Origin of the sequence: Xanthobacter sp. 126, from assembly GCF_000526175.1 — a bacterium.
Taxonomy (GTDB): Bacteria; Pseudomonadota; Alphaproteobacteria; order Rhizobiales; family Xanthobacteraceae; genus Xanthobacter; species Xanthobacter aminoxidans.
Genome location: NZ_JAFO01000001.1, coordinates 3,094,627 through 3,103,834 on the forward strand (window position 1 = coordinate 3,094,627; position 9,208 = coordinate 3,103,834).

The following is a 9,208-nucleotide window of genomic DNA, read 5'->3' on the forward strand; positions in this document are numbered from 1 at the left end:
GAGCGCGGCGGCCGGGACTTTCATCCCCTCCCCGGAGGGATAGTCACCCAGAGAGCTGCCAAAGGCCGCCCTTCACACCCATGCAGACCGCAACCGCCCTCCTCCAGGTCCTGTCATCCGGCATCGGCACGGGCGCCGTCTATGCGCTGGTGGCGCTCGGCTTCAACGTGGTCTTCAAGAGCACGGGCGCGATGAATTTCGCGCAAGGCGAATGGGTGGTCATGGGCGGCATGGTCACCGCCCTCCTCATCGGCGCATTCTCCAGCATCGGCCTCGCGGTGGTGACGGCAGTGGTGCTGGTGGGCATCGTCGGCCTGCTCTCCGAGCGGCTCACGGTGCAGCCATTGAAACGGCCGGACGCCCTCGTCATCACCCTCGTCACCATCGGCCTCTCCATCGTCAGTCGCAGCCTCGTCATGCTGGTGCTGGGCAAGAAACCGGTGGGCTATGCCGGCTTCTCCGGCAACACCGCGCTCTCCTTCGGTGGGGTGAGCATCCAGAGCCAAACGCTGTGGATCATCGCCATTACCCTCGCCTTCCTGGTGGTGATGCACGCCTTCTTCGAGCGCACCATCCTCGGCAAGGCGCTGCGCGCCGCGGCGGCGGACCGGGAAGCGGCGGCCATCGTGGGCGTGAATGTGGGAAGCACCGTGCTGCTCTCCTTCGGCATCGCGGCGCTGGCGGGCGCACTCGCCGGGGCCATCGTCACGCCGCTCACCCTCGCCTCCTACGACCAGGGCGCCATGTTCGGCTTCAAGGGGTTCAGCGCCGCCATGCTGGGCGGGCTCGGCAGCCTGCCGGGCGCCGTGGTCGGCGGGCTGGCGCTGGGGCTCCTGGAGGCGTTCGGCAGCTTCTACATCTCGTCCGACTTCAAGGATGCCATCGCCTTCGCCGTGCTGCTGCTCATCCTGTTCGTGCGCCCCTCCGGCCTGCTCGGCCGGGCCGACATCGTGAAGGTGTGAGGCCATGGTGAGCATCGAGGCGAAGACCGGACCGATGACCCACAGCCGCCTGCCCCGGCGCGGCCTCTCCCGCCATGCCCGGCTTGCGCTGGTGTGGCTGGCGCTGGCGGCGGTGCCCTTCGTGGTGCCAAACGCCTACTGGATCTCGCTCGCCAACCTCGCCCTCATCAATCTGGTGCTGATCGCCTCCCTCAACCTGCTTATGGGCTATGGCGGCCAGATCTCCCTCGCCCACGCCGGATTCTTCGGACTCGGCGCCTATGCGAGCGGCATCCTCAACGTGCGCTACGGCGTGCCACCCTGGGCCGGGTTGCCGGCGGCCGCCATCGTGGCGGGGCTGGGCGCGCTCCTCATCGGGATTCCCGCACTGCGGCTGCGCGGGCACTATCTCGCCATGGCGACACTGGGGTGGAACGCCATCCTCGTTGTCTTCTTCACCCAGCTGGTGGGGCTCACCGGCGGGCCCAACGGCCTCCTCGGCGTCGAGCCCTTCTCGTTCTTCGGCCATGCGCTGGACACCGAGGCGAAGGCCTTCCCGCTCGCCTGGGCGGTGGCATTTTTGGTGATGCTCGCCATCTCCAATCTCCTCGCCTCGCGCATCGGCCGCAGCATAAGGGCGGTGGCGACCAACGAACTGGGCGCGCAGTCGCTCGGCATCGACAGCTTCCGCACCAAGCTCGCCGTGTTCGTGCTCAGCGCCGGCATGGCCGGCATCGCCGGCAGCCTCTATGTGCACATCAACCAGTATGCCTCGCCGGAAACCTTCGGCATCGCCCCCTCCATCATGCTCCTCGTCATGGTCGCCATCGGCGGGGCGGGCACCTTCTACGGGCCGATGCTGGGCGCGCTGATCTACACCGCCGTGCCGCAGATCCTGCTCGATTATGAGGATGCCGAGCTAATGCTGTTCGGCCTCGGCCTTCTGGTGGTGCTGATCCTCTTCCCCCGCGGCCTCGCCGGAATCCCCGCGGCTCTGGCCGGCCTTGTGCGCAGGAGGCGGGCATGAACACGCCGCGCAACACCGGCGATCTTCTGGAGGTCGAGAACCTCACCTGCCGCTTCGCTGGCGTCACCGCCGTGGACGATCTCTCCTTCCGCGTGAAGGCCGGGGAGATCAAGGCGGTGATCGGCCCCAACGGCGCCGGCAAATCCACGCTGTTCAACATGATCGCCGGTGTCACGCGCCCCACCGACGGCACTATCAAGTTCGACGGTGCGCGCATCGATCGCCTGCCGACCCACGCGCGCGCCCGCCGCGGCATCGCCCGCACCTTCCAGAACCTGCAGATCTTCCGCGAGATGAGCGTGCTGGAGAACGTGATGGTGGGCCGCCATCTGCGCGGCCGCGCCACCACCCTGTCCGCCCTCCTCCACATTCCGGCCGTGGGCGCCGAGGAGCGGGCGATGGAGGCCACCGCCATGGCCCTGCTGGAGCGCTTCGGGCTTTCCGGCAAGGCCACCGTGCCGGCGGGGTCGCTGGCCTTCGGGCAGATGAAGGTGCTGGAGCTGGCCCGCGCCCTCGCCTCCGAGCCCCGCCTCCTGCTGCTGGACGAGCCCGCCGCCGGCCTGCCCCATGCCGAGGCGGACAAGATGGCCGAGACTATCCGCGACCTCAACCGCGACGGCATGACCGTGCTGCTGGTGGAGCACAACATGCGCATGGTCATGTCGCTCTCCCACGACATTCTGGTGCTCAACAACGGCCGGCGCATCGCCGAGGGGAGGTCGGAGGAGGTCCGCCGCCACCCGGAGGTGCTCTCCGCCTATCTCGGCGAGGAGGCGGCCGATGCTTGAGGTGGAAGGCCTCGTCGCCGGCTATGGCGGCACGGAAGTTCTGCACGCGGTTTCCCTGAAGGTGGCGCGCGGGCAGTCCGTCTGCCTCATCGGCGCCAACGGCGCCGGCAAGACGACCCTGCTGCGCACCCTCGCCGGCCTCATCCGACCCACCGCCGGGCGCATCTTCTTCGAGGGGGCGGACATCACCAATCTCTCCACCTCGGCCCGGCTGTCGCGCGGGCTGGCGCTGGTGCCGGAAGGGCGCCGCGTGTTCGCGCCCATGACGGTGGAGGAGAATCTGGAGATGGGCGCCTTCCGCCGGCTGTGGCCGCGCCGGGCGCAGGGCGTCGCCGCCGATCTCGACATGGTGTTCGCCCTCTTCCCGCGCCTCGCCGAGCGGCGGCGGCAGGCGGCAGGGCTGCTCTCCGGCGGCGAGCAGCAGATGCTCGCCATCGGCCGCGCCCTCATGGGCCGCCCGCGCCTTCTTCTGCTCGACGAGCCGTCCATGGGTCTCGCGCCCAAGGTGGTGCAGGAGATATTCGCCACCATCCGCCGGCTGAATGCCGAGGGCATGTCCCTCCTCATCGCCGAGCAGAATGCGAGCATGGCCCTGCGCAGCGCCGCCCACGGCTATGTCCTCGCCGAGGGGGCCGTCGTGCGCGACGGCGCAGGCGCCGACCTGCTCCATGACGACGGCGTGCGCGCCGCCTATCTCGGCCTGTGAGTTTTCGGAAATCCCATGCCGCATACCCTCATCGATCCCGCGCTCGAAGCCGAATACGCCCTGCGCCGTCGGCATCCCGAGCGCGAGAGCGTCTATGACGGCCACCGCCGCCTCGGCGCCGCGCTGCGCGCCACCGGCGGCTGGCGGCTGGACCAGCGCTACGGCCCGGGGCCGCGCTGCCTGCTGGATGTGTTCCCGGCAGGCGAAGGGGCGCCGGTGCTGTTCTTCATCCATGGCGGCTACTGGCGGGCGCTGGACAAGTCGGACGTCTCCTTCATCGCCGGTCCCTGCATGGCCGCTGGGGTGACGCTGGTGGCGCCGGGCTATGATCTCGTGCCCGGCGTGCGCGTCGCCGACATCGTGGACGAGATGCGGCTCGCGCTGCGCTGGGTGGTGGACACCCTCGCCCCGTCCCGCATCGTCGTGGCCGGCCATTCGGCGGGCGGGCAGCTCGCCGCCATGCTGGCGCTCGATCAGGCCGAACGGGGCGACGGCCCCATCTGCGCCGTCGCCGGACTGTCCGGCGTGTATGACCTGCGCCCCCTGCGGCACACCTCCATCAATGCCGACCTCCGCCTCTCGGCACGGGAAGCCGCGGCGATGAGCCCGCTGCTGCGCCTCGGCGATCTTCCACCCGGCGTGCGGCTGATGCCGCTCCTCTCCGCCGTGGGCGGAGACGAGACGGACGGCTTCAAGCGATGGAGCCGCGATTTCGCCGAGCTGTGGGGCGCGCGCGGTGGCGCCGTGCAGCGCATGGAGCCGGCGCGTCGCAACCATTTCACCCTACTCGATCCCCTGGCCGATGGCGCCGATCCGCTCACCCGCGCGATCCTCGCCCTCGCCCGCCCTTCGGAGGCCTGAATGTCCGTTCTCTCGCCCGTGCTCGCCACTCCGGCCGATGCGTCCCTGCCCTACAGCCCCGCCGTGCTCGCCAGCGGCGCGGTGCGCACGCTCTACATTTCGGGACAGGTGGGCATCAATGCCTCCGGGCAGGTGCCGGCCGATTTCGAGGGGCAGGTGCGCGCCGCCTTCGCCAATCTGGAACAGGTCCTTGCCGCCGCCGGCATGGGGCTCGGAGACCTCGCCAAGGTTACGGCCTTTCTTACCGATCCGGCCGACTACGCCGCCTATGGGCCGCTGCGCACGGAGCTGTTGCAGGGTCACAAGCCGGCCTCGACCCTGGTCATCGCCGCCGCCCTCGCCCGCCCCGAATGGCGGTTCGAGATCGAGGCCGTGGCGGTCGCCGCGGCCTGATCTCCTCAGGCCGAAATCCCCTGCCGCAGGGCCAGGAGCGTCAGTGCGATGTCCGACTGGACGCCGAGCTTGGCGCGGATCTGGGAGCGGATGTTGGCCACCGTCTTGGGGCTGAGGTTCAGGGTCTCGGCGATATCGTCGGTGCCCTTGTCGGCGAGAAGCAGCCGCAGCACCTCGAACTCGCGCGGGCTCAGCACCTCGGCGACGGCCGGAGTCTCCTTGAGGCGGGAGAGCGCGAGTTCGTGGTCGATGTCCGGGCTCAGCGCCATGCGGCCGGCGAGCACGTCGCGCACCGCGCCGATCAGCACCTCGGGCGGGCTGCTCTTGGTGACGTAGCCCAGCGCCCCGGCGCGGATGGCCTGTACCGCAAAGGCGGCGTTCTGGTGCATGGTGAAGACGAGGATGCGCGCCGCACCCTCCCATTGCCGGATGCGCCGGATGGCCTCCACGCCGCCGAAGCCGGGCAGGGACAGGTCCATCACCACCAGATCAGGCTGGGCCTGCTTGAACAGCCGGTAGGCCTCGGCCCCCTCCCCCGCCTCCGCCACCACGGCGAGGCCGGGCTGGCGGTCCAGAAGGGCGCGGTAGCCCTCGCGCACCACGGCGTGGTCGTCCACCAGCATGATGCGTTGGGTCATGATGCTGCCTTCCCGGCCGGGAGCGGAAGCTTCGCGCGCAGTAGAAGGCCGCCGCCGGGGGCGGTTCCGATGGACAGTTCGCCCCCCATGGCGGCCACGCGCTCGCGCATGCCGAGCAGGCCGAAGCCGTCCGCCGCCGGCGCCTGGGAGCCCCGGCCGTCATCCTCCACGGTGAGCGTGACGGCACCACCCGCCGGCCGCGGTTCGCGCGCGAGGACGAGTTGCACGCGGGAAGCGCCGGCGTGCTTCGCGGCATTGGTGATGGCCTCCTGCGCGATCCGGTAGAGGCCGGCGGCGAAGGCCGCCTCCAGCGGATCGAGCCGGCCGGAGACATCGAGGCTGAAGCGGGTCGTGGCGCCAAGCCGGCCGTTCCAGCCCGCGACCAGCCCCTCCAGGCTGGCAACGAGGCCGAGTTCCTCCACCTCCGGTGGCCGCAGGCGCAGGAGCGCGCCGCGCAGGGCCTGCATCATGGATTGTGCGGTGCGGCCGATGCTCTGGCATTCTGGTACGAGGGCCGGGCAGTCGCGTGCCGCCGTCTGGCCGGCAAGCGCCGCCACCGCGCCGATGGCGGCGAGGCTCTGGCCGAACTCGTCGTGCAGCTCGCGGGCGAGGGACCGCCGCTCCTCGTCCTGCACCGCGATCAGCCGGCGCGTGAGGCTGCGGCTCTCCGCCAATGCCGCTTCGAGGCGCCCCGCCAGCGCATTGAACACCTGCCCCACCGCCGACAGCTCGGCGAGATCGAAGGCCGGCATGCGGGCGGAGAGGTCGCCATGGGTCAGCCGGTCCAGCCCGTCGCGGATGGTGCGGGTGGGCCTGAGCGCCCGCGCCAGAGCGAGATAGACCAGTGCGCACAGCACCAGCAGCATGACCGCAACCAGCGCGGCGAGGCGGCTCACCTCGCGCCACGCTTTCCCCGCCAGCGTTTCCGGGGCGAGGCTGACGGTGACGACGCCTTCCGCCGCCCCGCCCACCTCCACCGTGCGCTCGACCGTACCCCGCGCCCCGAACAGGCGGTCATAGAGGCGCTGGAACAGCTCCGGCGTACGCCCGTCGTCCGGCTCGGCACCGCTGCACAGGCGCTGCAATCCGTCGGCGCCGGCAGGACGGAAGGCGATGCACAGGCCGGGCGCCATCAAGGCCGGCGCAAGGCGCTGGAGATCGGGAAACACGCCGGGCGCGCCGCGCACCCACTGCATCTGCTGGCGCTGGAACGCGAGATCGCGGGCCATCAGATCGGCGATGCGGGCCACCTGCGCCTCGCCCGCACGCGCGCCGTCGAGGAGTAGCCAGCCCACCGCCCCGGCGAGGCACAGCGCCATCAGCGCGGCGATCTGGAGGGTCAGCCGGAGCTTGAGGTCGAGCCGGTAACGGGTCATCGGTTCACTCGCAGGCGGGCACCGGGGCGGCCACGATGCCGGTGCAGGACCTTAGGGACGCCAGCGCGCGGGCGGAAGATCGCGGGCGCACGTCGGGAAATCTTCCCGGCCCCCGGCGTGAACCCGTCTCTGGCCGGCGGGCGGTGTCGGCGGCACGCTCAGGCCATCAGACCGGAGACACGACCATGGCGCTGCGCCCCTTCCCGCTCCTGCCCGCCCTCGCCGTTCTCGGCACACTCGCGAGCGGCGCCGCCGCTGGCGGGGAGGCACGCGGCGTGGCGATCATCGATTTCACCTACAGCGATTCCTCCGGCGAGCCGCGCGACCAGACCGCCGAGCATCAGGCGCGGGTGAAGGCCTTCATGGCCGCCCTCGCCACCGACCTGGCCTCTGGCGGACGCCTGCGCGTGGTGACGCCGGACTGCGATCCCGCACCCTGCACGCTCACGGCCGGCGCGGTGCCGGAGCTGGCCGAGGCGGCGAAGCAGGCCGGCGCCGACCTGCTCGTGGTCGGCGGCATCCACAAGATGAGCACGCTGGTGCAGATGGCCAAGGTGGAGGTGGTCGCGGTGAACGCCGGCCGTGTGGTGTTCCAGAAGCTCTACACCTTCCGGGGCGACAATGACGAAGCATGGCGCCGCGCGGAATCCTTCATCGCCGGCCAGATCCTCACCGTGCCGCAGGATTGAGCCAGGCTCCCGGATGGCCCCGGCAGCCGTCCTTTGCGGCACGCGCCATGCTGCTTGGGCAGGAGATGTTCAAGCACTGCCTTGACCACTAATGTCGCGGCTCTGCATTGGGAGGAGCCGATCGTGGAACTCGGACCGTTCAAGAACAGCCTTCCACCTTCGCTGCGCGCCTTGGCCGTGGCGGGTGCTCTGGTAGCGGGTGCGTTGCTTGTCTCGGCGGTGGCGCAGGCCGAGGTGCCGGCCAAGGTCGTCGAGCAGCTCGGCGCGCCGGCCTCGATCAGCACAGGCTTCGGGCCGCTGACCTTCAAGGACGGCGTGCCGACGGTGGAAACCGCCGAGAAGACCTACGACATCCTGGATTTCAACCAGGCGCTCGCCGCCTACAACAACAGCTTCCGCGGCGCCTCGGCGCTCGCCATCGTCAAGGGCTTCGAGACCATCGGCGCCAAGCCCGGCGATGTCGTCATCTTCTCGAAGCTGATGGATTCCCATTCGCTGTTCCTGACGGCCAACGCCGACACGGTCTACTACCTGACCGGACTCGACCTGAGCAAAGGCCCGGTCGTGGTCGAGCAGCCCTCCGACGCGGTGGGCACCATCAACGACATGTGGTTCTCGTGGATCATCGACATCGGCGGGCCGGGGCCGGATCGCGGGCTCGGCGGCAAGTACCTGATCGTCGGGCCGGACTATGATGGGCCCCTGCCGGAAGGCGGCTATTTTATCGGGCGCTCGAAAACGAACCTCGCGCTCTATGCGGCGCGGGCCTATCTGAAGGACAACGACCCCAAGCCCGCTGTCGAGAACATCAGGAAGACCATGAAGGTCTATCCCTACCAGCCGGGCGCCTACGGTTCGAGCCTCGCCCAGGCGCTGGACGGGAAGGTCCGCATCGCCCCCGAGCCCAAGATCCCCGAGACCAAGTTCATCGAGGGCAGCGGCCTGTCGTTCAACACGATCCCGCCCAGCGACATCGGCTTCTTCGAGCTGATCAACGAGAACGTCCAGATGCAGCCGGCGACCAGCTACGACGTGGAGCTGGCCGGCCAGCTCGCCGCCATCGGCATCGTCCACGGCAAGCCGTTCAATCCCGATGCGCGGATGAAGAAAATCCTGTCGGACGCGGCGACCTTCGGGCAGGCGACCGGGCGGGCACTCAACTGGCGCTATGCGATGAAGCACCCGGACTGGGCCTATTACAAGGACTCCAGATGGGGCAGCATGCTGTGGCAGGGCGGCGCCTTCTTCGAGACGCCGCCGCCGGTCTTTGAGGCGGGCGTATTCAAGCCCCTGCCGCCGACCGGCGCGCGGACGCTCGATTCCCGCACGGCCTTCTATTACGGCTACACGCTTGATTCCCCCGGCATGATCATGCGCATGCCGGGCATCGGCTCGCAGTATCTGATGAGCTTCCTCGATCCCGAGGGGAATCCCTTCGACGGCGCGAAGACCTACAAGGTGGTGCTGCCGCCGCACATCCCGGCGGCGGCCTTCTGGTCGCTCACGCTCTACGACAACCAGACCCGCTCGATGCTGCAGACGCCCCAGAGCTATCCCCGCGCCGGCAGCCAGGGCTATCCCTCCCCAGCGGCCGAGGCGGCGGCGGACGGCACGACCACCATCTGGTTCGGGCCGACCCAGCCCCAGGGCGTCGCGCGCGCCAACTGGATCCAGACCATGCCCGGCAAGGGCTGGTTCACGATCCTGCGTCTCTACAGCCCGCTGCCGTCCTTCTTCGACAAGAGCTGGCGGGTGGGCGAGATCGAGGCCGTGAAGTAACCACTTTGGC

Annotated in this window: 10 protein-coding genes; 8 read left to right on the forward strand and 2 right to left on the reverse strand. The window is 69.8% G+C overall.

Features of this window, described 5'->3' with window-relative positions; translation table 11 throughout:
- Positions 1 to 80: 80 nt before the first annotated feature.
- The 6 genes from XAN126_RS0114805 to XAN126_RS0114830 are packed head-to-tail and all read left to right on the forward strand — an operon-like array spanning position 81 to position 4,716.
- Positions 81 to 962, forward strand: a complete 882-nt coding sequence (locus XAN126_RS0114805; RefSeq protein WP_024279367.1) for a branched-chain amino acid ABC transporter permease — start codon at positions 81 to 83, stop codon at positions 960 to 962.
- Between the two features lie 4 nt (positions 963 to 966).
- The gene (locus XAN126_RS0114810) at positions 967 to 1,968 is read left to right on the forward strand and encodes a branched-chain amino acid ABC transporter permease (protein ID WP_024279368.1); all 1,002 of its coding nucleotides are present in this window, start codon (positions 967 to 969) and stop codon (positions 1,966 to 1,968) included.
- Positions 1,965 to 2,756 carry an ABC transporter ATP-binding protein gene (locus XAN126_RS0114815; RefSeq protein ID WP_024279369.1) on the forward strand — a complete coding sequence of 264 codons (792 nt, stop codon included), beginning with the start codon at positions 1,965 to 1,967 and terminating at the stop codon, positions 2,754 to 2,756. The genes XAN126_RS0114810 and XAN126_RS0114815 overlap by 4 nt, the downstream gene beginning before the upstream one ends.
- The gene (locus tag XAN126_RS0114820) at positions 2,749 to 3,462 is read left to right on the forward strand and encodes an ABC transporter ATP-binding protein (RefSeq protein ID WP_024279370.1); all 714 of its coding nucleotides are present in this window, start codon (positions 2,749 to 2,751) and stop codon (positions 3,460 to 3,462) included. The genes XAN126_RS0114815 and XAN126_RS0114820 overlap by 8 nt, the downstream gene beginning before the upstream one ends.
- 15 nt (positions 3,463 to 3,477) lie before the next feature.
- The gene (locus tag XAN126_RS26390) at positions 3,478 to 4,323 is read left to right on the forward strand and encodes an alpha/beta hydrolase (protein ID WP_024279371.1); all 846 of its coding nucleotides are present in this window, start codon (positions 3,478 to 3,480) and stop codon (positions 4,321 to 4,323) included.
- Entirely contained in the window at positions 4,324 to 4,716 is a 393-nt protein-coding gene (locus tag XAN126_RS0114830) for a RidA family protein (RefSeq protein WP_024279372.1), read from the forward strand.
- Between the two features lie 5 nt (positions 4,717 to 4,721).
- On the opposite strand, the gene XAN126_RS0114835 is transcribed toward XAN126_RS0114830, so the two are convergent.
- Both XAN126_RS0114835 and XAN126_RS0114840 read right to left on the reverse strand, forming a co-directional pair.
- On the reverse strand, positions 4,722 to 5,354 hold the full coding sequence (locus XAN126_RS0114835) for a response regulator transcription factor (protein ID WP_029877218.1): 633 nt from the start codon (positions 5,352 to 5,354) through the stop codon (positions 4,722 to 4,724).
- On the reverse strand, positions 5,351 to 6,730 hold the full coding sequence (locus XAN126_RS0114840) for a histidine kinase (protein WP_024279374.1): 1,380 nt from the start codon (positions 6,728 to 6,730) through the stop codon (positions 5,351 to 5,353). Before XAN126_RS0114840 ends, XAN126_RS0114835 begins: the two co-directional genes overlap by 4 nt.
- Before the next feature lie 185 nt (positions 6,731 to 6,915).
- Here XAN126_RS0114840 and XAN126_RS0114845 point away from each other — a divergent pair, with 185 nt between their 5' ends.
- Both XAN126_RS0114845 and XAN126_RS0114850 read left to right on the forward strand, forming a co-directional pair.
- Positions 6,916 to 7,419, forward strand: coding sequence for a DUF2380 domain-containing protein (locus XAN126_RS0114845; protein WP_051460608.1), 504 nt, complete (start codon positions 6,916 to 6,918; stop codon positions 7,417 to 7,419).
- Between the two features lie 219 nt (positions 7,420 to 7,638).
- Positions 7,639 to 9,198, forward strand: coding sequence for a DUF1254 domain-containing protein (locus XAN126_RS0114850; RefSeq protein ID WP_245272377.1), 1,560 nt, complete (start codon positions 7,639 to 7,641; stop codon positions 9,196 to 9,198).
- Positions 9,199 to 9,208: the final 10 nt, after the last annotated feature.

Bases quoted from the DNA above. Each gene is read 5' to 3' on its own strand.
- XAN126_RS0114840 (WP_024279374.1), bottom strand. From the start codon at position 6,730: ATGACCCGTTACCGGCTCGACCTCAAGCTCCGGCTGACCCTCCAGATC.
- XAN126_RS0114845 (WP_051460608.1), top strand. From the start codon at position 6,916: ATGGCGCTGCGCCCCTTCCCGCTCCTGCCCGCCCTCGCCGTTCTCGGC.
- XAN126_RS0114805 (WP_024279367.1), top strand. From the start codon at position 81: ATGCAGACCGCAACCGCCCTCCTCCAGGTCCTGTCATCCGGCATCGGC.
- XAN126_RS26390 (WP_024279371.1), top strand. From the start codon at position 3,478: ATGCCGCATACCCTCATCGATCCCGCGCTCGAAGCCGAATACGCCCTG.
- XAN126_RS0114810 (WP_024279368.1), top strand. From the start codon at position 967: ATGGTGAGCATCGAGGCGAAGACCGGACCGATGACCCACAGCCGCCTG.
- XAN126_RS0114815 (WP_024279369.1), top strand. From the start codon at position 1,965: ATGAACACGCCGCGCAACACCGGCGATCTTCTGGAGGTCGAGAACCTC.
- XAN126_RS0114835 (WP_029877218.1), bottom strand. From the start codon at position 5,354: ATGACCCAACGCATCATGCTGGTGGACGACCACGCCGTGGTGCGCGAG.
- XAN126_RS0114820 (WP_024279370.1), top strand. From the start codon at position 2,749: ATGCTTGAGGTGGAAGGCCTCGTCGCCGGCTATGGCGGCACGGAAGTT.
- XAN126_RS0114830 (WP_024279372.1), top strand. From the start codon at position 4,324: ATGTCCGTTCTCTCGCCCGTGCTCGCCACTCCGGCCGATGCGTCCCTG.